Here is a 23,052-nt window from a genome sequence, read left to right on the forward strand (position 1 = left end):
CTAAGGATAAGTGAGGTGCCGTTTTGTTAGAAACTCTGATACAAGCATTTGCCAAAGATAAGGATTTTGGTTCTGTTACATCTGGTATTGTGTCCGGGATGAAAGAACAACTCATCTCCGGTTTATCCGGTTCTTCACGCCAGATCATGATGGCTAGTCTGTTCACAGAAGTTCAAAGACCGTTATTGGTTGTCACTCATAATATGTTTGCTGCTCACAAGCTTGCTGAAGATTTACAGGAAGCGCTAACACCTGAGCAGGTTTTGCTATACCCTGCGAACGAACTGGTAGCCGCAGAGTCAGCGATATCAAGCCCTGAGACATTAGCTCAACGCATCGATGTATTGATGAAATGTGCTGCTGGATTCAGAGGCATTGTTGTTGTGCCTTTTTCTGGTATTCGGCGATTTGTACCTGCTCCCGAGTCATTAGCAGGTGCTGAAATTGAATTGCAAGAAGGCGGTACACTGGTTCTAGACACATTTCTGACGCGTATGATTGAGCTTGGCTATGAGCGTGTAGAACGTGTAGAATCACGTGGTGAGATGAGTGTACGTGGCGGGATTATCGATTTTTACCCTGCGACTGCTAATCTGGCTTACCGGATAGAATTATTTGATGAGGATATTGATTCTATTCGTACATTTGATCCTGATGATCAGCGTTCGATTAATAAAGTCAAATCGATTATCATCACTCCTTGTCGCGAAATTATTGCTGATCGTACCCGTATGAATCATGCAGCAGATTTGGCTTCTGCTCGTCTTGAAATGCAAATCGAAAAAATGACCGATCGTCAGGCGAAGATTCGTCTACGTGAAGAAATTGGTCGTGAAATCGAATTGATGCGCCAACATATTTATTTCCCAGAAATATATAAATATATCAGCTTGCTGTATCCAGAACAGGTGACTTTATATAATTACATGCCTGAAGATACGATTCTGATTATGGAAGAACCTGCACGATTGCTAGAGACTGCTAAGCAATTAGAGCGTGATGAATCCGAATGGAATATGCATTTACTGCAAAATGGTAAAAACCTGCCTTCGCTTGAACTTGCTGGAGACACTGATGATATTATGTATCGTAGTGGCTTCCAGACGATCTGGACGTCGATCTTTTTGCGTCAAGTTCCGCATGTGCTACCCGGCAATATCGTTAACTTTGTCAGTCGCACTATGCAAGATTTCCATGGACAGATGAACGTACTCAAGTCTGAGATGGAACGCTGGAAAAAAGCAGGCATTCAAGTATTAATGGTGGCAAATGGTGAAGAACGGATGGAACGTGTACGCCGTGTTCTTGACGATTATGATATTGAGACACCGATTATGATTGATGGAAGTCTACAAACAGGATTTGAATTGCCATCGATTAATCTAGCCGTTATTACTGAAGGCGAAATGTTCTCTAAAAAGCAGCGTAAAGTCCGCAAAGTCAGTAAGAATGTAGATAATGCTGAACGGATTCGTAGTTATACCGAACTTAAAGTAGGCGACTATGTGGTTCATCAGAATCACGGTATCGGTAAATATATGGGGATTGGTACACTTGAAGTAGCCGGTATTCATAAAGACTATATGCATATTATGTATGCAGGTGGCGATAAGCTGTCTGTACCAATCGAACAGATCGATTTGATTCAGAAATATGTAGGTTCTGAAGAAAAAGAACCGAAAGTCTACAAGCTTGGTGGCAATGAATGGACGAGAGTGAAAAGCAAAGTTCGTTCTTCGGTTCAAGATATTGCAGATGATCTTATCAAACTGTATGCTGAGCGCCAAGAAGCTTCGGGTTATGGATTTGAAAAAGATACAGCAGAACAGCAAGAGTTTGAAGATATTTTCCCATACGATGAGACTCGTGATCAGTTACGTGCGATTGATGAGATCAAAAAAGATATGGAACAAACACGTCCAATGGATCGTCTGCTTTGTGGTGATGTAGGGTATGGTAAAACAGAAGTAGCGATTCGGGCAGCCTTTAAGTCAGCTATCGAAGGTAAGCAAGTGGCTATTCTTGTCCCAACTACTATTTTAGCGCAACAGCATTATGAGACATTCCGTGAACGATTTGCTGAATATCCGTTCAATATCAGTGTATTAAGCCGATTCCGTACACGTAAAGAGCAGAATGATACGATCAAAGGCATCAAGCAAGGTACAGTTGATATTGTTATTGGTACGCATCGACTATTATCTCAAGATATTATTTTCAAAGATCTTGGTCTATTGATTGTCGATGAAGAGCAACGATTCGGTGTATCCCATAAAGAAAAGCTCAAACGCCTCAAAACCAATGTCGATGTACTGACACTGACAGCAACACCGATTCCGCGTACGCTTCATATGTCGATGCTTGGTGTGCGTGACCTTTCTGTTATTGAGACACCGCCAGAGAATCGCTTCCCTGTACAGACGTATGTGGTTGAACATAGCTATACTCTGGTTCGTGAAGCAGTAGAGCGCGAATTGATTCGTGGTGGTCAAATTTATTATCTTTATAACAAAGTACAAGGCATTCATGAGATGGCAGCGCAAATCTCGGAACTGGTTCCTGATGCAAGAGTTGCTGTTGGACACGGTCAAATGTCTGAGCAGGAATTGGAGAAAACGATTCTTGACTTCTTGGACGGCGAATTCGATGTACTCGTCAGTACCAGTATTATTGAGACAGGCGTCGATATTCCAAACGTGAATACGCTAATCGTGCATGATGCTGATAAAATGGGTCTTTCTCAGCTTTATCAGTTACGTGGTCGGGTTGGACGTTCGAACCGAATTGCGTATGCTTATTTTACGTACCAACGGGATAAAGTCTTAACTGAAGTGGCAGAGAAGCGTCTGCAATCGATCAAAGAGTTCACAGAGCTGGGTTCAGGATTCAAAATTGCGATGCGTGATCTATCGATTCGTGGAGCAGGTAATCTACTAGGTGCAGAGCAATCGGGCTTTATCGCTTCGGTCGGGTTTGACTTGTATTCACAAATGTTAGCTGAAGAAATTCAGAAACGTAAAGTGACTATGCTAGGCGAAGAAGATACCAAAGCGAACGATTGGAATACCGTTATTGATCTGTCTATTGACGCGTATCTTCCAGCTGATTATATTTATGACAGTATCCAAAAAATAGAAATTTATAAAAAGGTCGCTGTTTTATCTGCATTTGATGATATTGGCGAACTTGAAGATGAGCTGTTGGATCGTTTTGGTGAATTGCCTGAAGCGGTATTGCAGTTGTTACAGGTGGCACGACTCAAGCTGTACGGCAAGCGTTATGGAATCGAAAATATTTCGCGCCGTGGAGACGATGTGTTGCTGAAGTTCCATACAGGGCAAGAAAAAGCGTTCAATTTGTCCAAACTGTCCCAAGTTGGCAATCGCTTCGAAAGACGTGTACAATTTAATCAGGGTTCCAATATGGTTATTCAAGTCAAAGGTAAAGGACTAACGGATGGCGAGCTACTTGAACTGCTCTGCCAATTCCTCGAGGCTATCATGGAATCATTCAAACTAAAGGGGGAACTACAGGATGTGGCCAATTAAAAAAGCTGCGCGGAAAACGACGATGTTAGCAGTAGTTGCTATTCTGTGCATCAGTCTGTTAGCAGCTTGTAACAAAGGAACAACCGCAGAAACAAAGAATGATGAAACGAAAGATACAAGTGCGGTGGTTGCCGAGTATAAAGGCGGTACAATCACTGAAAATGAATTTAATCATGAAGTTAGTATGATGAAATTCTTCTCTCCTCAATATGCACAAATGTTTGATATGGACGAATATAAAGAAATTTTGCTTGAGCAAGAGGTAGCTTACAAATCTCTTGATGAAAGTGCTAGCGAAGCAGCAAAAACAGCAGGTGCTAAACAAGGTGAAGAACAACTGAAACAATTCAAAACAAGTGTAGATCCTGAACAACTTGCTACTATGCTCAAAGAAGCTAATTTGACAGAGCAAGATGTTAAAGATTATATGACACGTGTATTGACTGCTTCTGAAGTGATGAAAGAAAAAGTAACCGATGCAGATGTAGAGAAATACTACACAGATAACAAAAAAGATTATGCAACAGCGACTGTACGTCATGTATTAATCGGACTACAAAGTGCTGATGGCAAAACAACTCGTACAGATGCTCAAGCATTGAAATTAGCTAAAGAAGTTAAAGCTAAATTGGATGGCGGAGCAGACTTTGCAACCATCGCTAAAAAATATTCTGACGATACAGGTTCTAAAGACAAAGGTGGTCTTTACGAAAATGAGAAAGTCGGAAACTGGGTTGAAGGTTTCAAAAATGCAGTACTAGAACAAAAAATCGGTGTGATCGGTGATCCAGTTAAAACAGATTACGGTTATCATGTAATCGAAGTTGAATCTCGTACAGAAAAAGCATTTGCTGATCTTACAACAGAAGAAAAAGAAACGATTAAATCTCAAATTGCTTCTCAAAAATTCAGTGAGTATATGTCTAAAGAAGTACCAGGTATGATTACGAAGAAAAATCTACCTAAATCTGAAACGGCTCCAGCAACTACAGCTCCAACAGCGCCGACAGAAGGTACAACAGCACCAGCTACAGAGGGAACAACAGCTCCAACAACAACTGCACCTGCTACAGAAGCACCAGCAGAAAGCAGTAAATAATATTTGATGACTGATTGGCTTCTATAGCAAAAAGTAGATTGAATGAGCAAAACAAATAGCGCGGAGACTCCGCGCTATTTTTGTGTAATTTATTCCGAAAAAAGAATGCCACGACTGGCTAGAAAGGAGCACCGTGCATATGAAAGAATCATCTCCATCGTCCCGCATGCTCAAGGGAGCATTTATATTAGCGTTAGCTGCTGTATTGTCTAAATTAATCGGCACAATCCAAAAAATACCGTTGCAGAATATCGGAGGCGATGGAGTATTCGGTATTTATAATGCGGTGTATCCTTTTTATACGCTCGTTCTTCTTGTAGCCACTGCTGGTTTTCCAGCTGCCGTCTCCAAATTTGTAGCTGAACGTATCGCCGCAGGTAATGAAGAAGGAGCAAGGCGCGTACTTACGATCTCATCCGTGATGTTGATCGTGTTAGGCGTAGTGGGTGGCATTCTGATGTACATAGGAGCACCTTTACTAGCAGATTGGATTGATAACCGACATACAGAAGCCGCGATCCGTAGTTCAGCACTCGCTTTGCCGTTAGTACCGATCATGGCAGGGTTAAGAGGGTACTTCCAAGGAATGCACAATATGATTCCTACAGCTGTCTCTCAGGTTGCTGAACAGACGATTCGAGTAGCCGCTATGGTTATTCTACTACTGATGTTAGATCGTAATGGAGCCGCAGATGATTGGATCGCCGCAGGCGCTACATTTGGTTCTGCTGCTGGTGGAGCCGCTGGACTATTCGTGATGCTGATCTACTGGTGGATTTATCGGCAGAAATCAGCGAACAAGTTGTCTTTATCCTCTCAATCACATAGCGTGCATGAACCTGTCTTTCCGCTACTTAAAGCTTTATCATTATATGCACTCCCGATCTGCTTAGGCTCTTTGTCTGCTCCTTTAATCAGTCTGGTGGATACTTTTACCGTACCACGCTTATTAAAAGGGATCGGCTGGAGCGAAGCAGAAGCTATGGTACAATTCGGGATATACAATCGAGGTATGCCTTTAGTTCAGTTAATGTCGATGTTAGCAACTTCCTTATCAGTGCTATTTATTCCTGCGCTGGCAGATGCTAGAGTGCGTGATCGGATGGATCTGGTGCAATCACAGAGTCGGCAGGCATTAAGCTGGTTTTGGTTACTAGGGCTTGCTGCTTCAGCGGGTGTAGCTGTATTAGCAGTTCCGCTAGATATTATGTTGTATCAAGATGATGCAGGTAGCGAAGCGATGCGCTGGTTAGCATTTACAGGTGTAGGAGCTACCGTATCTATAGTGACCGCTGCATTATTGCAAGGAATGGGTTCTGTCAAAGCGCCAGCAGTACATCTACTACTTGCTACTGTGGTCAAAGCGGTGCTGAATATTATATTGGTGCCGTACTTTGGTATTAATGGTGCTGCTTTTGCGGGTATTGTTGGGTATGCGGTAGCTGCTGTATTGAATACATGGTTATTGATACGATTAACACGTTTGCAAGTTACCTGGAAGCAAGATGTAGTGAAGCCTTTATTTTTAGTGGCTGTGATGTCTGGTGCTGTAATCGCATGGATGTTCGGCGCTGAATATCTATTTGATCGTTGGGCATTAGATGGACGTATTCAAGCTTCACTGATTACTTTAGGCGGAGTATGTATCGGTGGTGTTGTGTTTGCCGGCGGGATATTCCAGTTGAAAATCATGACAACAGCAGAGATTATTGCTTTGCCGAAAATAGGCAAAAAACTAGCAAAATTACTTCAAAAATTCAAATTAATTTCGTGAAAATAGGGACATTATTGAGAAATGTAAGGAGGAACAATATGAGTGCTCAAATTACAATAGTTGGATTGGGTTCAGGCGATGTTGATCAATTGACTGTCGGAATTTTTCGCAAATTAGAACAAGCTGAAAAGCTATTTGTTCGCACCAAAGATCATCCAGCATTAGAAGCTTTACAGGCTGATTTTGTCACATTTGATGATGTATATGAATCGAAAAATTCATTTCCAGAAGTGTACGCAGAGATTGCTAATCGATTGTTACAAGCAGCAGTAGAGGGACTAGATACAGAAGAAATCATCTATGCTGTACCCGGTCATCCGATGGTGGCTGAGAAAACAGTTCAGATTTTGCGTGAGCAGGGACAAGCGCTGAATATTACTGTGAATGTACTGGGTGGAGAAAGCTTTTTGGATGAGGCATTTACCCGTCTAGGCTTCGATCCTATCGAAGGATTCCAGTTACTAGATGCAGCGCAGTTGAATGCTCAATTGCTTCAGCTGCATACGGTCATTGGACAAGTGTATGATACGTTTACCGCTTCAGATGTCAAATTAAGCTTAATGGAACTGTATCCTGATGATTTTGAAGTGATCGTGTGTCACTATTTGGGAGTGCAAAGCAAAGAAATAATCGAACGTACACCTGTATATGAATTAGATCGTACTGAAAACTATGGTAATTTATCATTGATCTATGTACCTCGTACAGAAGATGAGCAAATACGTAATCGTACATTTGCTCGTTTGCATGAGATCGTTGCTATTTTACGTAGTCCGGGTGGTTGTCCATGGGATCAAGAACAGACTCACCAATCGCTTCGCCAGAACTTTATTGAAGAAACCTATGAAGTGTTAGAAACGATAGATGATGATGATCCAGAACATATGCAGGAAGAATTAGGCGATGTGTTATTACAAATTATGCTTCATGCTCAGATCGAAGAAGAAACAGGGACTTTTACTGTTTATGATGTGATCGAAAGTCTGAATCAAAAATTGATCTTCCGCCATCCGCATGTATTCGGTGATCGTGAAGCCAATGATGCGCAGACAGCACTCCAAAATTGGGATGCGATGAAAGTAGAAGAGAAAAAACTCAAAGGTACATTAGATGTAGCCGCTTCTCTTCTGGATGGGGTTCCACGTGATCTGCCTGCACTACTAACTGCTTATAAAATTCAGAAAAAAGCAGCTAAAGTCGGCTTTGATTGGGAAAATATCGAAGGTGCTTTTGCCAAAATGGACGAGGAAATTCTAGAGCTTAAAGAAGCAGTACGTGAAGGACATTCTGCATTAGATCAACAGTTGGAGCTTGGAGATGTGTTGTTCTGTGCAGTGAATATTGCACGCTTTATCGATGCTGATCCTGAACAATCTTTAGCATTAGTCAATCGCAAATTCAAACAAAGATTTCAATATATCGAACAGTCTTTACACACGCAAGTCAAAGATATTCGTTCGATGACACTGGAAGAACTGGATCAATTATGGGATGAAGCTAAATTGCAAAATAAAGGGTAATCAATTATTTCGAAAAAAATAAGCAGAGCATACGTTCTTATGTTATGATCTTTCTAGCAGCGTTGAAGCACACGCTTACGGTATGCTATGATGCATATGGCACCAAAAACTCTAGTGAAATATAGAGGAATTTGGGATGTCGTGAAGAATGTAATATACTGTAGGCAAGCAACTTTGCGTAAACTTATTGTGCATGTATAGACAATCAGAATAACGCAGCTATATTTCTTTGAATATTTGGGAGGCTTTGAATAATGAATAAAACAGACTTGATTAACAACATTTCTACAAGCAGTGGATTGACAAAAAGAGATGTAGAAACAGTATTAAACGGTTTCCTTAGCGAAATTACAGATGCATTAACAAAAGGCGATAAAGTTCAATTGATCGGTTTCGGTACGTTTGAAACTCGCAAACGTGCAGCTCGTACTGGACGCAACCCGCAAACAGGTGAAGAAATTAACATTTCAGAATCTACTGTTCCTGCGTTTAAAGCAGGTAACAAACTTAAAGAAGCGGTAAACTAATGCGTCTGGACAAATTCCTGAAAGTATCGAGACTGATCAAGCGCCGTACTGTGGCAAAAGATGTGTCCGAGCAGGGACGAGTCCTGTTGAACGGACGTGAAGCCAAGCCTAGTGCTACACTTAAAGTCGGTGACGAGATTACGGTTCAATTTGGACAAAAGCTAGTCACTGTACAAGTAGAACGGTTGGCAGATAGTACGCGCAAAGACGAAGCAGCAACGATGTATACATTGCTTAAAGAAGAGCCTATCGTCAGACAGGATGATATTTTTTCCAAAGAGTAATTTGGAGAGATATCCAATGGTATATGTATTGCTCAGTGTTTAAAAAAGGTTGTCCTTAAGTCTTCGGACTGGAGGACAGCCTTTTTTGTTTTTGTTTTAATTTGTCGACAAAGTGTTACAAATCGTTATTTTGTGGTAATGTTAATTAAAATGTAATGTTGGTGATACGATAACGACAGACCATCAAGGAGGCAACCCGATGATATCAAAACCTACGCCGATTCGAAGCGGTAGCTACAAAACAAATAATCAGTCATCTCAAGGAAACAATGGGGCGCGCAGACGGCTACGGATTTGGATGCTTTTCATGGTGTTATTCCTGGGCTGGGCGATCTATACTTTCATCATGCAGTCGATACATCTAGCGGATAAAAAAGAAGAACTCGCACAGCATCAAGTGCAGAAGCAAAAAGCAGATGCAGCATTTGCTCAATCACAAAGTGAAGTGAAGCGATTGGAAGATCCTGAATACATCGGACAAGTCGCTCGTAAGCAATATGGTATGTATTTACCAGGTGAAACACCGATTTGGGCAACCGATGCAACAGACAGCAAATGAATAATGAAGTGAAATAAGTCGTAAAACTGAGCATTAGTGAGTTGACCTTATTTTCGGCTTCCGTTATAATTTAATCAACGCAGATTGTAATCCGTAAGGGATTTTACTGTATATTTTAAGGGAGGATTATTTTACTCTATGGCAATTGAAGTGGGCACCAAGTTAGAAGGCAAAGTGACGGGAATAACGCACTTTGGAGCATTTGTAGATTTGTCGGGAGGTGTCACTGGTCTTGTTCACATCTCGGAAATTGCCGACAACTATGTAAAAGACGTTAATGACCATCTTAAAATGGGCGACGTCGTTACTGTTAAAGTCATCAATGTCGACAAAGACGGTAAAATCGGACTTTCGATCAAGCAAGCCGTTGACAAACCAGCAGAACCAGCACCATCTTCTAGACCACCTCGTCCTGAGCGTAGCTTTGAGCAACGTAACAGCGGTGGCGGCGGTAGAGACGGCGGAGAACGTTCTGGAGGCGGCGGTGGCGGATTTAACCGCGGCGGTGGCGGTGATCGTGGAGGTCGTTCTTTCAACAAGCCAGCAGTTGGCAAACCTACGTTTGATGATAAATTGACACGCTTCATGAAAGATAGTGAGGAACGCATTTCTTCACTCAAAAAAAATACGGAATCCAAACGTGGAGGCCGTGGTGCCAAGCGTAGTTAATCCTTACCTTGCATATAGAACACAATAACGACCGTAGGTGCCTAGGCATCTGCGGTTTTTTTGCTATAGGTATGGTACACTAAATTGAGAGACTGCCCTCAGAGGAGAAGGAGAAGCCCGGTGTCAATATCAACTAATTCTGAATTGCCGCCAGGAACGATGATTAGCGGAAGAACCAGAGGACAACAGTATATGATACAGCGCGTACTGGGCACCGGAACCAACGGAACCGTTTATTTAGTGTCTGCTCTAGCGAATGGTAATCTATATGCATTGAAAATGGGAGCTTATAATCGTACGTTACAAGCAGAGATCAAACTTCTTTTTTCTTTACATAAGCATTGGAAAGAAACAGGAAAAAATCAGGTCAATCGTTATCTATATGATGCCGATGACTATGAAGAAGATGGACTCATTATTCCTTTTTATGTGATGAAATATGTAAAAGGTCAAACATTAAGTAATTTCCTTCGATCCAAAGGAAGTGAACATATAGGCAAAGCAGGTCTAGGGGTGCTAGAAATTTTACGTGATCTGCATGAAGCAGATTGGGTATTTGGCGATCTCAAAGCAGAACATGTGATTATTACCGACGAAGGACAGGTAGAATTGATCGATTACGGTGGTGCAAGTCAAGCAGGACGAAGTCTGCATCAATTTACAGAATGGTATGATCGCAAATTCTGGAAAGCAGGCAGTCGCACAGGAGATTACGCCTATGATTTGTTTGCTTTTGCCGTGATGTGTATCAAATTATTCAATGAACCGGGCTTACAAAAAGTGATAGTTACTCAATTGCCACAAATACGAAGTTCTGCCGATCTGGTAACGCTGGTCGACCAGACGCCCAGATTGAAACGGTATGCTCCTTGGTTAAAGCGTGCTTTGCGCGGAGAATTTGACAGTACTGGCGAAGCTTATCATGCATGGAAAGCAGTAAGTGGTTCAGGTGTATTGAATAGATATGGAGACAATGGCGATCCAGTGACCAGGCGCCTAAAAAATGCGCTGATCTGGTCGATCATTATATTAGGAATTACATTACTTATCGCTTTATTCTTTACCAAGTAAAAAACGATCAAGAAACGGGGAGTGTATGATGAGTGGAAAGACATGGCAATCGTTGTTAGAGCATGTCAGAACACTTGTAAAAGAACAGCGTCTTTGCTCAGCTGGCGATACCATTATTGTCGCTGTATCAGGTGGGCCAGATTCTGTAGCACTACTTCATGTTTTGCATGCTTTATCCGATGAATATCAATGGAAGCTAGTCTGCGCTCATCTTAATCATGGATTTCGTCCAGAAGAATCTGCACAAGAAGCGCAATATGTAGCTAAGATATCGTCAGACTTGCACATTCCTTTTGAGCTAGAAGAAGTCAGTACGCCTGATTATATGGTAGAGACGGGTCAAGGACCACAAGAAGCTGCACGTACATTACGCTATGATTTTTTGCATCGAATCGCTGAGAAATGGTCTGCACATTCGATCGCACTGGCTCATCATATGGATGATCAAGCAGAAACGGTATTGATGCGAATTTTGCGTGGATCAGGGGCTGAAGGATTAAGCGGAATAAAAATGCGTAGAACTGAAAAAAATGTGGAACTTATACGTCCGTTCTTACGTATATACAAGACGACCTTGATTCATGCCTGTGAAGAATGCGATTTTGGTTACATTACAGATAGCAGTAATCTTCACCGCAAGTATACACGTAACCGTATCCGATTGGATGTTTTACCATTTTTGGAGCAATTTAATGAGCAGTTGGTGCCATCACTGGCAAGGCTTGCTGAAATTGTCGGAACTGAAAATGATTATATTCAACAGGAAACAGGGACGTTATACGCAGAATTGGTTAAAGAAGAAGAAGGATCGTTTTCATTTGAAGTTACTTCTTTCGTGGAAGTGCATGTCGCTTTACAACGGAGGTTGATTAAACTAATATTGAGTTATCTGTCACCATCTTACGAACAATTTGATTTTTCCAAAATTGAGATGGTTCGGGGACAGATTATGCAAAGTGGTCTCACAAGTTGGAGTCTGGATATTGGCGATAAGGTCACTTGTGTCCGAGAGTATCAGAATATCCGATTTATACGAGGAGTACCCAAGTTTTATGAACCATATTGTATTCCGATTTTGCGTAATAATGAGGTTATATCTATTCCTTTTACCAAGGAGCAATTAGATATCCGATTATTGCCATGGAATAGGAATGATTCAGATCAGATGGAACTTTCTTCGGAGGAAGCGTTTTTTGATGCGGATTTACTGACTTTTCCGCTTTGTTTGCGTTCTCGCCGTCAAGGTGACTCGTTTAAACTTACAGGAGAAGGCGGAACGAAGAAAGTTAAAAATCTTTTTATCGATGAGAAAATACCATTATCTCAGCGTAATACTTTGCCTTTATTGGCTGATTTTCACGGTCAAGTGCTATGGATTCCAGGAATTCGACGTTCGGGATCAGCTTTGGTGCACCCGGGTACTTCTTGTGTAGTACATATGAGGCGAATAAAAACTGAAGAAAATGTTTGATTATCGTCGATTCGGCTTGATAAGTATAATGTAGGAGGTTCAACCAAGTTGCGCAATGACATTGAAGAAGTACTCATCAGTGAAGAAGAGATTCAGCAGAAGATTTTAGAACTTGGCGCTAAGCTAAGTGACGATTACAAGGGACGCAACCCGCTTGTGATTTGTGTATTGAAAGGTGCTTTTGTATTTATGGCTGATCTGGTTAAACGGATCGACGTACCGCTTGAGATTGATTTTATGGCGGTATCCAGTTATGGAGCATCTACCAAATCATCCGGTGTTGTCAAAATCATTAAAGATCTAGATGTTTCTGTTGAAGGACGGGACGTATTGATCGTAGAAGACATTATTGACAGTGGACTCACGCTTAGTTACCTTATGGAGGTATTGCGCGGTCGTAGTGCTAGTAGCGTACGTGTAGTTACTCTTTTCGATAAGCCAGCAGGCAGAACCGTTGACTTAGAAGCAGATTATACCGGTTTTGTTATTCCGGATGCTTTTATTGTTGGATACGGTCTAGATTATGCTGAGAAATACCGGAATCTCCCCTACATTGGGATTTTAAAACCGGCAATTTATTCAAACTAATTACCTATGCCTGAATAGCAGCAATATCCGTTATTTGGCTTCGAGCTCTATTGAGAACGTAAGTCTGGCTATGGTAAAATAATTTAAGTGTCTCGAGAGGAGGTAGGGGATGAATCGGTTCATCCGGAATTCGGGTTTCTATTTAATTCTTTTTTTAGTCGTGGTGGGCATTGTACGTTACGTTAGTGACGGAAGCGAAGCTACCGATAATCCAAGATATGATCAGCTTAAAGCAGCACTTGCTGCTGGTAATGTCTCCTCTGTTACGGTTCAGTTTGATAACTATGCGTATTTAGTTACAGGTGAATACAAAACAAAACCAGCAGATGCGAAGTCGAATGCATTTTCTTCTTACATCCCTGCCACTGATGCAGCGATCAACGAGATCGAAACAGCTAGTGACAATGGGGGTACACAAGTAACCATTAAGCCGATGGAAGGCGACAGTATTTGGTTGTCATTCATCACTTCGATGATTCCACTTGTGATTATGTTTATTCTGTTCTTCTTCCTCTTCAATCAAGCTCAGGGTGGCGGCGGCAAAGTGATGAACTTTGGTAAGAGTCGTGCTCGCTTGTATAACGAAGAGAAGAAAAAAATTACATTCGAGGATGTAGCAGGGGCTGACGAAGAGAAACAAGAACTCGTCGAAGTTGTTGACTTCCTGAAAGATCCACGTAAGTTTAACGCCGTTGGAGCTCGTATTCCCAAAGGGGTACTTCTTGTAGGTCCTCCGGGTACTGGTAAAACATTGCTTGCTCGTGCAGTAGCAGGAGAAGCAGGCGTACCATTCTTCAGCATTTCCGGTTCTGATTTCGTAGAAATGTTTGTCGGTGTCGGTGCGTCGCGTGTACGTGATTTGTTTGAAAATGCGAAGAAAAATGCACCATGTATTATTTTCATCGATGAAATTGATGCTGTTGGTCGTCAACGGGGCGCAGGTCTTGGTGGCGGTCATGATGAGCGCGAACAAACGCTAAATCAACTTCTTGTTGAAATGGATGGATTTGGAGCAAACGAAGGTATTATTATCGTTGCTGCAACTAACCGTCCAGATATCTTGGATCCTGCATTGTTACGTCCAGGTCGTTTTGACCGTCAAATTACGGTGGATCGTCCAGACGTGAAAGGTCGCGAAGCTGTACTGAAAGTTCACTCACGTAACAAACCACTTACGTCTAACGTAAGATTGGATACAATTGCGAAACGTACAACAGGTTTTACAGGTGCAGATCTGGAGAACTTGATGAACGAAGCAGCATTGCTTGCTGCGCGTCGTAATCGTCGTGATATTTCGATGAATGAGGTTGATGAAGCTATTGACCGTATCATCGTAGGTACAGAAAAACGTAGTCGTGTTATTAGTGATCGTGAAAAACGTATCGTTGCTTATCATGAAGCGGGTCATACGATTGTAGGTTATTTCTTGGAGCATGCGGATATGGTACACAAAGTAACAATCGTACCGCGTGGACGTGCTGGCGGGTATGTTATTATGCTTCCTAAAGAAGACCGTATGCTTGTAACGAAACAGGAATTGTTGGATAAAGTAACTGGTTTGCTAGGTGGACGTGTTGCTGAAGAATTATTTATCGGCGAGATTGGTACTGGAGCATATAGTGACTTCCAACAAGCAACTGGTATCGTACGTAGCATGATCGTTGAATACGGTATGAGTGAGAAGCTTGGACCGATGCAATTCGGTACTGCTCAAGGTCAAGTATTCTTGGGTCGTGATATCGGACACGAGCAAAACTATAGTGATAAAATCGCTTATGAGATCGATCAAGAAATGCACCGTTTTATTACGGAATCTTACGAACGCTGTCGCGAATTATTGCAAAAGCATTCAAGAGAAATGCATTTGATTGCTCAAACATTGCTTGAAGTAGAAACATTGGATCTAGAACAAATCAAAGAATTGATTGAAACTGGATCTTTAAGTGATACTGGCAATAGCGATGGTAATAGCGGTTCAGGGGAAACACCAGAAGGTGGCGAACCAACTGTAGATACAATCGGTGGTTCTTTGAGCTTGGAGAAAGATAACACTCCATCTACACCTGGATTGGGCAAAGACGGAGATATTCCGAATAGCCCTACTAATGGCCCTGGCGAAGATCGTGGACCAAATGGAACAGGTGGAAGTACACCCACTTCGTAATCAATAACAAAAATGCAGTAAATAAAAAGCCTGAAGATTAATAGGATCTTCAGGCTTTTTTGCGTTTAAAGCATTTGTTCAAATTCATAGATTGACAAGTGAGTATAGCATTGTGTACATTATTGGTTGAACCTGATCACAAATTTGACACAATTTACACGGTAGTACGGGATATTTTTCACAAACTATTCGATCAGAAAGCTATAACTACCTTAGAACATACTTCTCTGCCAAACATTGTGAAATGAATCTCAATCAATTTGAAGGAGTGATTACGATGGAAGCGTTAGCACTGGAAAAGAAAGCAGAACGGGATGCACAGCTCAAGGAACGTCTTTTAAAATTAAAAAAGGAGCGCAATGCTATTATTCTAGCTCATTATTATCAACGGGATGAGATTCAAGAAGTGGCAGATTTCCGTGGCGATTCTTTTTTGTTAGCGCAAAAAGCAGCTCAGACTGAAGCGGATACGATTGTGTTTTGTGGAGTTCACTTTATGGGTGAAAGTGCTAAAATTCTAGCACCTAACAAAACAGTGATTATCCCTGATGAGCGGGCAGGTTGTCCAATGGCAGATATGGTCAATGTAGATGGTCTGCGTCGATTAAAAGAAAAACATCCTAATGCTAAAGTGGTTACTTATATTAATTCATCTGCTGAGATCAAAGCAGAAACAGATATCTGCTGTACTTCGGCAAATGCGGTGAAAGTCATTCAGTCCGTTGATTCCGACGAAATCATTTGGGTTCCTGATAAAAATTTAGGGCACTATGTACAACAGCATACCGATAAAAAGATGATTATCTGGGAAGGGTATTGTAACACTCATGATATGTTGACGGTCAAAGACGTGATGGAGATGAAAGCGAAACATCCTCATTCTGAATTTGTTGTTCATCCTGAATGTCGGCCAGATGTTGTTGCTTTAGGTGACTTTGTAGGTAGCACAACAGCGATTATCAAATATTGCAAAGAATCGCCTTGTCAGGAGTTTATCGTAGGGACAGAAGATGGTACGGGTTATCAGCTTCGCAAAGACAGCCCTGATAAAGCATTTCGCTTTGCTAGCAAATATTTAGTATGCCCTAATATGAAAGTGAATAATTTAAAAAAATTAGTCAATTGCTTAGAGCAGATGAAACCTCAAATCTATGTACCACCTGCTGTTGCTGATCAAGCTCGTGTTTCTTTGGAACGTATGCTACAAGTATCTTCATCTTGAACGATTGAGAGGGAACAGATTATGATTCCGAGTCGCCTGATAGATTATCATCTGAGTGAATATATTCACAAACAAGTCGATGTTATTATTATAGGTTCAGGAATTGCAGGATTGTTTGCTGCTATTTCGGCAAGTGAATATAAGCACGTTCTTATGATCACAAAGAAATCATTATTAGACAGTAATACTCGTTATGCTCAAGGCGGGATTGCAGCGGTGATAGCAGCAGACGATTCTCCTCTTTATCACCGTCAAGATACATTGCTTGCAGGAGCTGGTCTTTGTTCCTCGTCTGCCGTAGATGTGCTTGTGCAAGAAGGGCCAGCAGGTGTACAGGAACTGATTCGTCTAGGCACTTTATTTGATACGATTGACGGACAATTGGAGTTAACACGAGAAGGGGCTCATAGTCATCGCCGTATTTTACATGCAAATGGGGATTCTACAGGATATGAGATTGTTAGAGCATTATCTCAGCATGTGGCTGAACACCCACGTATTGAAGTTTGGGATGAGCATTTGGCAATTGATCTAGTCACGCATCACAATGAATGTACAGGCGTCATCGTAAAGCAACCAGATGATCGTCTCATCTATGTCCAAGCAGAAGCGACTGTGATCTGTTCAGGAGGTAGTGGACAGCTATATCAATATACGACGAATCCTGATGTGGCTACAGGTGATGGAGTGGCGATGGCTTACCGCGCAGGAGCACAGGTACGAGATATGGAATTTATTCAATTTCATCCGACTGCTTTATGTTATCCAGGTGCACCGCGATTTCTGATCTCAGAAGCGTTACGTGGTGAAGGAGCTATTTTGCGTAATCATACAGGTGAAGCTTTTATGGCAAATTACCATCTGTTAAAAGAACTGGCACCTCGAGATATCGTAGCTAGAGCGATCATCAGTGAAATGGAAAAAGAAGAAAGTACTTGTGTCTATCTGGATATCACACATGAGTCTGAAGAGACATTGAAACGCCGTTTTCCTACTATTTTTGCAACCTGTATGAGTTATGGATTAAATATAGCTCAAGACTGGATTCCTGTGGCACCTGCGGCTCATTATATGATGGGCGGTATCAAAACCGATCTTCAAGGAGCAAGTAGTGTGCAGCGATTATTTGCTTGTGGTGAAGTCTCTTCTACAGGTATTCATGGGGCAAATCGATTAGCAAGTAATTCATTATCCGAAGCGATTGTTTTTGGCAAACGGGTAGTTCAGCAAATTCTTCAACTACCTCCACTGGTTGAACCCGAGCAAGAATCTTCTTTATCAGCAAAAGATATGCTTTCTTATGATAAGAATGTACCTGAATTCACAAACTCTGCCGAACAATGGATCAGTTGGCGCTTAGAGCTCCAACAGATTATGGGACAGTACGCTGGACTTCGTCGTACCTCTGTATCTCTTCAAGAAGGCTTAACTAAGCTTGAAGCATTAGGGATTATTTTTGAATATCCAATGAATACAAAGGAAGCTATCGAGCTGTCCAATATGTTGACATGTGCTTTGCTTGTGATGCGTTCAGCATTGTATCGGGAAGAAAGTCGTGGCGGACATTATCGAGAAGATTTTCCAGAGCGTAATGATACAGATTGGCAACAGCATATTGTGCAACAGATTCATCAAGGGCTAACAAAGGAGAGTAGTGATGATGTTTAACGGATACGAAGACAATCTAATACAATGGATCAAATCATGGCTAAACGAAGATGTAGGCGCTGGAGATATCACTACAGCAACTACAGTTCCACAAGGACATAGCAGTTGCGCTGTTATTCATGCTAAACAAGATGGAATACTTGCGGGGCTCCCGGTAGCGGAGTTAGTATTTCGCACAGTTCATCCTGATCTGAAGTTTCAACCTATCGCTCAAGAAGGACAAAAGCTACACAAAGGTGATATCATTGCAGAAGTAGAAGGTAGTACACATCATCTATTAACAGGAGAACGTCTAGCACTTAATTTATTGCAACGGATGTCGGGGATCGCTACTCGTACTCGCGAATATGTAGATGCTATTCAAGATTTGCCGGTAAGATTGGTAGATACACGTAAGACCACACCGGGACATCGTATGCTTGAGAAATATGCTGTACGTGTTGGTGGCGGACATAATCATCGTTTTGGACTTTATGATGCTGTGATGATTAAAGATAATCATATCAAAGCAGCAGGCGGAATCACCGAAGCGGTCAACTCAGCTCGTCACCAGATTCCGCACACAATGACGATTGAAGTCGAGACTGAAAGTATAGAACAAGTACAAGAAGCTTTGACTGTTGGAGCAGATATCATTATGCTTGATAATATGTCACCAGAACGTATGCAAGAAGCAGTGCATATGATTCGTGAGCAAGCCCCCCATGTCAAAATTGAAGCATCGGGCAATGTATCGTTAAACACAATTTATAACTTAGCAGCCACAGGCGTTGATATTATATCTGTAGGACGACTGACGTATTCTTTTGAAAATCTGGATATTAGTCTGGATTTGGGTGCGAAGAAAGGGGAGTGACGCACTTTGATAGTTGTGATTGATATTGGAAATACGAATATTGTGTTGGGCGTATATCAAGGAGAACAATTGCTTCATCATTTCCGTATCAATACGAATCGTCAAGCTACACCGGATGAATATGGAGTGATGGTGCATAACCTTTTTCAGATGTCCAATATTGTGATTGATCATATTCAAGGAATTATTATTTCTTCTGTTGTGCCTCCAATTATGAACACGCTAGAAGAAATGTGTAGAAAATATTTACATCATACTCCTATGATTGTCGGACCGGGCATACGCACCGGTCTGAACTTGCGTTATGAGAACCCACGCGAAGTGGGAGCAGATCGGATTGTTAACGCAGTAGCCGCTGTTGCAAAATATGGTGGTCCTGTTATTGTTGTTGATTTTGGTACAGCGACTACATTTGATTGTATTGACAGTAAAGGTGATTATCTAGGCGGCGCAATCGTCCCTGGAATTGGGATTTCTACAGAAGCTTTGTATCAACGAGCTTCCAAGTTACCGAATATTGAATTAGAGAAACCTAAAAAAGTCATCGGACGTAATACCGTTCATGCCATGCAATCTGGTATTATATATGGATACGCTGGACAAGTGGATGGAATCGTCAAACGAATTCATGCTGAAATGGGTGTGATTGGTAAAGTCGTGGCTACTGGTGGTTTGGCAGAACTGATTTCCAGTGAAACCGAAACGGTCGATGAAGTGAATCCGATGCTTACACTTGAAGGATTACGTTTGATTTATGAGCGTAATGTAATAACCACACCGATAGACAAAACTTTTGGTACGCCTAAAGCGTCTAAATAAAAATAGAAGAACCATGCTCATTGGAAAATACAGCAAGAGCAACGAGAGGAGCCATTACAAATGGAAAATCAACAACACACAAAACCGGACCTTGTTGTCCGTGGTATAGCATTAGGTGGTAAAGTACGTGCATTTGCTATTCGCTCTACTCATTTAGTCGAGGAAGCACGTCAACGTCATGATACATGGCCTACAGCAACAGCAGCAATGGGTCGTACGCTGACAACAGCTGCAATGATGGGTGCTATGCTTAAAGGCGAAGAAAAATTAACATTACAAGTAAAAGGTGACGGCCCGATCGGTCAGATCGTAGCGGATGCTAATGCCAAAGGCGAAGTTCGTGGATATGTTGATCATCCACATGTTCATTTGCCAAGTAATGCGATGGGTAAATTGGATGTAGCAGGAGCAGTAGGTACAGAAGGCTTTGTATATGTAATCAAAGATTTGGGACTTAAAGATCCTTATCGTGGAAGTGTGCCGATTATTTCAGGAGAGCTAGGCGAAGATTTCACGTACTATTTTGCGAAGTCTGAACAGACTCCATCTGCGGTAGGTATTGGCGTACTTGTAGATACAGACAACTCTGTTATTGTAGCCGGCGGATTTATTATTCAATTGTTACCCGGTCTTACCGATGCAGAAATTGACCAAATCGAACAATCGATCAGCACGTTGCCACCTGTAACGACTCTTTTAGCAGAAGGATTAGAGTTAGAAGAACTGTTACGCCGTGTTGTGCCTGATGCTCAAGTGATGGAAACATCAGATGTGCGATTCTATTGCCCTTGTTCTCGTGAACGTGTAGAACAGACGTTGATGAGTCTAGGTGAATATGAATTGACGCAATTGATCGAAGAAGATGGACAAGCAGAAGTAGTATGTCATTTCTGCGGTGAAAAGCATTTATTCAATCGTCAAGATCTGGAATCTATTCTTGCTGAAGCTAAAAGTTAAGGAATACGAAATATATGACTAGAGGCAGATCACCTGTATGGACAGCCGTCTTGGTCTTATTATCTGTAATTATTATGCTGCTCGGTGCCTTTTGGGTGATCCGGGCAGTTCAACATTCTAGCTCTTCTACAGTAGCGATGGTAGGTAATGAGTCGATCAGTGAACAAGAATGGGTTAATGAATTGAAGCGAAGATATGGCAAAGAAATTTTGACACAAATGCTGAATCATCAAGCGGTCAAGCTTGAAGTGCAAGTACGCCATATCGCAGTTACTGAAGAAGAGATTCAAGATGATCTAGCAGAGCGTATTAGCGGATATTCTTCACCAGCAGACTTTTATCAAGAAATGAATACTCAATTTGGATTAAGTGCAGATGATCTGAGACAAGAATCTGAATATCAGATTGAACTGGAAAAGATCGCTACAGCAGATATCAAAATTACAGATGCAGAAGTGGATGCGTACTTGAAGCAATACGAACAATCGATGCAAAAGCATCAATTTGATTTGGCGTGGATTGAATTAGACACTGAAGAATCAGCGCAACAAGCGATAGAACGTATCGATCAAGGAGAAGTGTTCTCCTCAGTTGCACAATCGATGTCAGTGGATACATTTTCAGCACCACAAGGTGGAGCACTTGGATGGATCGATCAAGATGATCCTTTTCAACCACCTGAATTGTTAAAAGCTATTCAAGATATGCAAGCAGGTGATGTTGTTGGACCGATTACATTAAGTACAGGTCATTATGCGATTGTACAAGTCACCGATATTCGTCCAGCTCCTTCTGCCAAGCAGAGCATGAGCCGGGAGACTGCAAGACGCAAAATTGCTCTAGGACAAGCCAAACCTTTAAATGAAATTGAGCAACAATTAAGAGAAAAATATAATGCGTACATTTTATCTGTGGCAGAATAAAATATTTATTCAATCTTAGCGATTTCATGTTATTTTTGCTAAATGCTAGATTGACAACGCTGTGACAGATTGATAATATAAAAGTATATTAAAACCTACTATTTTACTCGGAATAGCGTAGATTAGACATATAGAATAGAGTTCGTATTCACAGCTACGTTCTATCATTTGAAGGAGGGCTATAGGCATGGCAAAAGTCGTCAATAACATCACAGAACTTATCGGAGGAACACCGCTAGTTAAGTTGAATAGTATCGTTCCTGAAGGAAGCGCAGATATCTATCTGAAGCTTGAATATCAGAATCCGGGTTCCAGTGTCAAAGACCGAATTGCAATCAGCATCGTAGAAGAAGCGGAAAAACAAGGTTTACTCAAACCTGGTGGTACGATTGTTGAAGCAACTAGTGGTAACACAGGTATTGGACTAGCTATGGTCGCTGCTGCTAAAGGATATAAATGTGTAATTGTAATGCCTGAGACAATGAGCATAGAGCGTCGCAATTTGCTGCGTGCATATGGAGCAGAATTGGTTCTTACTCCTGGATCAGAAGGTATGAATGGAGCAGTCAAAAAAGCAGAAACGATTTTGAGTGAAAATCCAGATTACTTTATTGCAGAACAATTTAAAAATAAAGCGAATGTTAAAATTCACCGTGAAACAACAGGCCCTGAAATTGTAGAAGCGATCGGTTCGATCGGTGGAACATTGGATGCTTTTGTAGCAGGTATCGGTACAGGTGGTACTATTTCTGGTGCGGGTGAAGTTTTGAAAGAATCTTTCCCAGAGATCAAAATTTATGCAGTAGAACCAGCAGCTTCTCCTATTTTGGCAGGTGGTCAACCAGGCCCTCACAAAATTCAAGGAATCGGCGCTAACTTTATTCCTGAAATTTTGAACCAAAACATTTACGATGAAATTATTCATGTTGAAAATGAAGAAGCCTTTGAATGGGCTCGTCGTGTAGCTAAAGAAGAAGGGATTCTTACAGGTATTTCTTCCGGTGCAGCGATCAAAGCCGCTCTTCAAGTGGCTAAAGAGTTAGGTACAGGTAAACGTGTCGTTGTGATTATCGCAAGTAACGGTGAACGTTACCTTAGTACACCGCTATACAACTTCGAATCGTAATTAGAACTATCGGATGATCTACAGTATCTTTATTGATATGAAGATGTTTCCGTATTGAGATCAAGTAGTATGATACACTGATCTTTTGTTCTAAGATGTTATATTCGAATATATATGGATCTCAAGCTTCTACCTTTGTCTACACGGCATAAGGCTAGAAGCTTTTTTATATTCCGCATCTTCTCATTCGATCCGTGCTTTAGTATA

19 protein-coding genes are annotated in these 23,052 nt (G+C 41.5%); all 19 read left to right on the top strand.

The genetic code is table 11. From position 1 onward, the window contains the following. The first annotated feature begins 23 nt into the window (after positions 1 to 23). Positions 24 to 3,548 (top strand): transcription-repair coupling factor, encoded by a 3,525-nt coding sequence (mfd, locus tag PTI45_RS03075; protein ID WP_069326073.1) that lies wholly within the window; start codon positions 24 to 26, stop codon positions 3,546 to 3,548. After that, entirely contained in the window at positions 3,535 to 4,647 is a 1,113-nt protein-coding gene (locus PTI45_RS03080) for a peptidylprolyl isomerase (RefSeq protein WP_069326074.1), read from the top strand. Before mfd ends, PTI45_RS03080 begins: the two co-directional genes overlap by 14 nt. A 139-nt stretch (positions 4,648 to 4,786) precedes the next feature. Continuing rightward, positions 4,787 to 6,421 (top strand): putative polysaccharide biosynthesis protein, encoded by a 1,635-nt coding sequence (locus PTI45_RS03085; RefSeq protein ID WP_069326075.1) that lies wholly within the window; start codon positions 4,787 to 4,789, stop codon positions 6,419 to 6,421. A gap of 38 nt (positions 6,422 to 6,459) precedes the next feature. Next, positions 6,460 to 7,941, top strand: coding sequence for a bifunctional methyltransferase/pyrophosphohydrolase YabN (yabN, locus tag PTI45_RS03090; protein ID WP_069326076.1), 1,482 nt, complete (start codon positions 6,460 to 6,462; stop codon positions 7,939 to 7,941). A gap of 254 nt (positions 7,942 to 8,195) precedes the next feature. Next, positions 8,196 to 8,468, top strand: a complete 273-nt coding sequence (locus tag PTI45_RS03095) for an HU family DNA-binding protein (protein ID WP_069326077.1) — start codon at positions 8,196 to 8,198, stop codon at positions 8,466 to 8,468. Then, complete coding sequence (locus PTI45_RS03100; protein ID WP_069326078.1) at positions 8,468 to 8,752, top strand: RNA-binding S4 domain-containing protein; 285 nt, start codon at positions 8,468 to 8,470, stop codon at positions 8,750 to 8,752. Before PTI45_RS03095 ends, PTI45_RS03100 begins: the two co-directional genes overlap by 1 nt. Positions 8,753 to 8,951: 199 nt before the next feature. Next, complete coding sequence (locus tag PTI45_RS03105) at positions 8,952 to 9,311, top strand: FtsB family cell division protein (RefSeq protein WP_137225685.1); 360 nt, start codon at positions 8,952 to 8,954, stop codon at positions 9,309 to 9,311. Between the two features lie 138 nt (positions 9,312 to 9,449). Beyond that, positions 9,450 to 9,980, top strand: coding sequence for a S1 domain-containing RNA-binding protein (locus tag PTI45_RS03110; protein WP_069326079.1), 531 nt, complete (start codon positions 9,450 to 9,452; stop codon positions 9,978 to 9,980). A 120-nt stretch (positions 9,981 to 10,100) separates the two neighbouring features. Beyond that, positions 10,101 to 11,051, top strand: coding sequence for a protein kinase domain-containing protein (locus PTI45_RS03115; RefSeq protein WP_069326080.1), 951 nt, complete (start codon positions 10,101 to 10,103; stop codon positions 11,049 to 11,051). 28 nt (positions 11,052 to 11,079) lie between these two features. Then, entirely contained in the window at positions 11,080 to 12,522 is a 1,443-nt protein-coding gene (tilS, locus tag PTI45_RS03120; RefSeq protein ID WP_069326081.1) for a tRNA lysidine(34) synthetase TilS, read from the top strand. A gap of 48 nt (positions 12,523 to 12,570) precedes the next feature. Next, positions 12,571 to 13,110 carry a hypoxanthine phosphoribosyltransferase gene (gene hpt, locus PTI45_RS03125; protein ID WP_069326082.1) on the top strand — a complete coding sequence of 180 codons (540 nt, stop codon included), beginning with the start codon at positions 12,571 to 12,573 and terminating at the stop codon, positions 13,108 to 13,110. Between the two features lie 109 nt (positions 13,111 to 13,219). After that, complete coding sequence (gene ftsH, locus PTI45_RS03130; RefSeq protein ID WP_069326083.1) at positions 13,220 to 15,274, top strand: ATP-dependent zinc metalloprotease FtsH; 2,055 nt, start codon at positions 13,220 to 13,222, stop codon at positions 15,272 to 15,274. A 277-nt stretch (positions 15,275 to 15,551) separates the two neighbouring features. After that, on the top strand, positions 15,552 to 16,496 hold the full coding sequence (gene nadA / locus PTI45_RS03135; protein ID WP_069326084.1) for a quinolinate synthase NadA: 945 nt from the start codon (positions 15,552 to 15,554) through the stop codon (positions 16,494 to 16,496). Positions 16,497 to 16,517: 21 nt separating this feature from the next. After that, positions 16,518 to 18,164: an L-aspartate oxidase gene (gene nadB, locus PTI45_RS03140; protein WP_069326085.1), complete on the top strand. Its 1,647-nt coding sequence runs from the start codon at positions 16,518 to 16,520 to the stop codon at positions 18,162 to 18,164. Beyond that, positions 18,154 to 19,020: a carboxylating nicotinate-nucleotide diphosphorylase gene (nadC, locus tag PTI45_RS03145; RefSeq protein WP_069326086.1), complete on the top strand. Its 867-nt coding sequence runs from the start codon at positions 18,154 to 18,156 to the stop codon at positions 19,018 to 19,020. The genes nadB and nadC overlap by 11 nt, the downstream gene beginning before the upstream one ends. 6 nt (positions 19,021 to 19,026) lie before the next feature. Then, positions 19,027 to 19,839, top strand: a complete 813-nt coding sequence (locus tag PTI45_RS03150; protein ID WP_069326087.1) for a type III pantothenate kinase — start codon at positions 19,027 to 19,029, stop codon at positions 19,837 to 19,839. Between the two features lie 60 nt (positions 19,840 to 19,899). Beyond that, positions 19,900 to 20,796: an Hsp33 family molecular chaperone HslO gene (gene hslO, locus PTI45_RS03155; RefSeq protein WP_069326088.1), complete on the top strand. Its 897-nt coding sequence runs from the start codon at positions 19,900 to 19,902 to the stop codon at positions 20,794 to 20,796. A 14-nt stretch (positions 20,797 to 20,810) separates the two neighbouring features. Continuing rightward, entirely contained in the window at positions 20,811 to 21,719 is a 909-nt protein-coding gene (locus PTI45_RS03160; RefSeq protein ID WP_069326089.1) for a peptidyl-prolyl cis-trans isomerase, read from the top strand. A gap of 187 nt (positions 21,720 to 21,906) precedes the next feature. After that, positions 21,907 to 22,845, top strand: a complete 939-nt coding sequence (cysK, locus tag PTI45_RS03165) for a cysteine synthase A (protein WP_069326090.1) — start codon at positions 21,907 to 21,909, stop codon at positions 22,843 to 22,845. Positions 22,846 to 23,052: the final 207 nt, after the last annotated feature.

It is taken from the genome of Paenibacillus nuruki, assembly GCF_001721045.1.
GTDB lineage: Bacteria > Bacillota > Bacilli > Paenibacillales > Paenibacillaceae > Saccharibacillus > Saccharibacillus nuruki.

Excerpts from the sequence above, each read along its gene's own strand:
- nadA (WP_069326084.1), top strand. The coding sequence starts at position 15,552 with ATGGAAGCGTTAGCACTGGAAAAGAAAGCAGAACGGGATGCACAGCTC.
- PTI45_RS03080 (WP_069326074.1), top strand. The coding sequence starts at position 3,535 with ATGTGGCCAATTAAAAAAGCTGCGCGGAAAACGACGATGTTAGCAGTA.
- nadB (WP_069326085.1), top strand. The coding sequence starts at position 16,518 with ATGATTCCGAGTCGCCTGATAGATTATCATCTGAGTGAATATATTCAC.
- PTI45_RS03110 (WP_069326079.1), top strand. The coding sequence starts at position 9,450 with ATGGCAATTGAAGTGGGCACCAAGTTAGAAGGCAAAGTGACGGGAATA.
- PTI45_RS03100 (WP_069326078.1), top strand. The coding sequence starts at position 8,468 with ATGCGTCTGGACAAATTCCTGAAAGTATCGAGACTGATCAAGCGCCGT.
- ftsH (WP_069326083.1), top strand. The coding sequence starts at position 13,220 with ATGAATCGGTTCATCCGGAATTCGGGTTTCTATTTAATTCTTTTTTTA.
- hslO (WP_069326088.1), top strand. The coding sequence starts at position 19,900 with ATGGAAAATCAACAACACACAAAACCGGACCTTGTTGTCCGTGGTATA.
- cysK (WP_069326090.1), top strand. The coding sequence starts at position 21,907 with ATGGCAAAAGTCGTCAATAACATCACAGAACTTATCGGAGGAACACCG.
- tilS (WP_069326081.1), top strand. The coding sequence starts at position 11,080 with ATGAGTGGAAAGACATGGCAATCGTTGTTAGAGCATGTCAGAACACTT.
- PTI45_RS03085 (WP_069326075.1), top strand. The coding sequence starts at position 4,787 with ATGAAAGAATCATCTCCATCGTCCCGCATGCTCAAGGGAGCATTTATA.
- PTI45_RS03095 (WP_069326077.1), top strand. The coding sequence starts at position 8,196 with ATGAATAAAACAGACTTGATTAACAACATTTCTACAAGCAGTGGATTG.
- yabN (WP_069326076.1), top strand. The coding sequence starts at position 6,460 with ATGAGTGCTCAAATTACAATAGTTGGATTGGGTTCAGGCGATGTTGAT.
- nadC (WP_069326086.1), top strand. The coding sequence starts at position 18,154 with ATGATGTTTAACGGATACGAAGACAATCTAATACAATGGATCAAATCA.
- PTI45_RS03160 (WP_069326089.1), top strand. The coding sequence starts at position 20,811 with ATGACTAGAGGCAGATCACCTGTATGGACAGCCGTCTTGGTCTTATTA.
- PTI45_RS03105 (WP_137225685.1), top strand. The coding sequence starts at position 8,952 with ATGATATCAAAACCTACGCCGATTCGAAGCGGTAGCTACAAAACAAAT.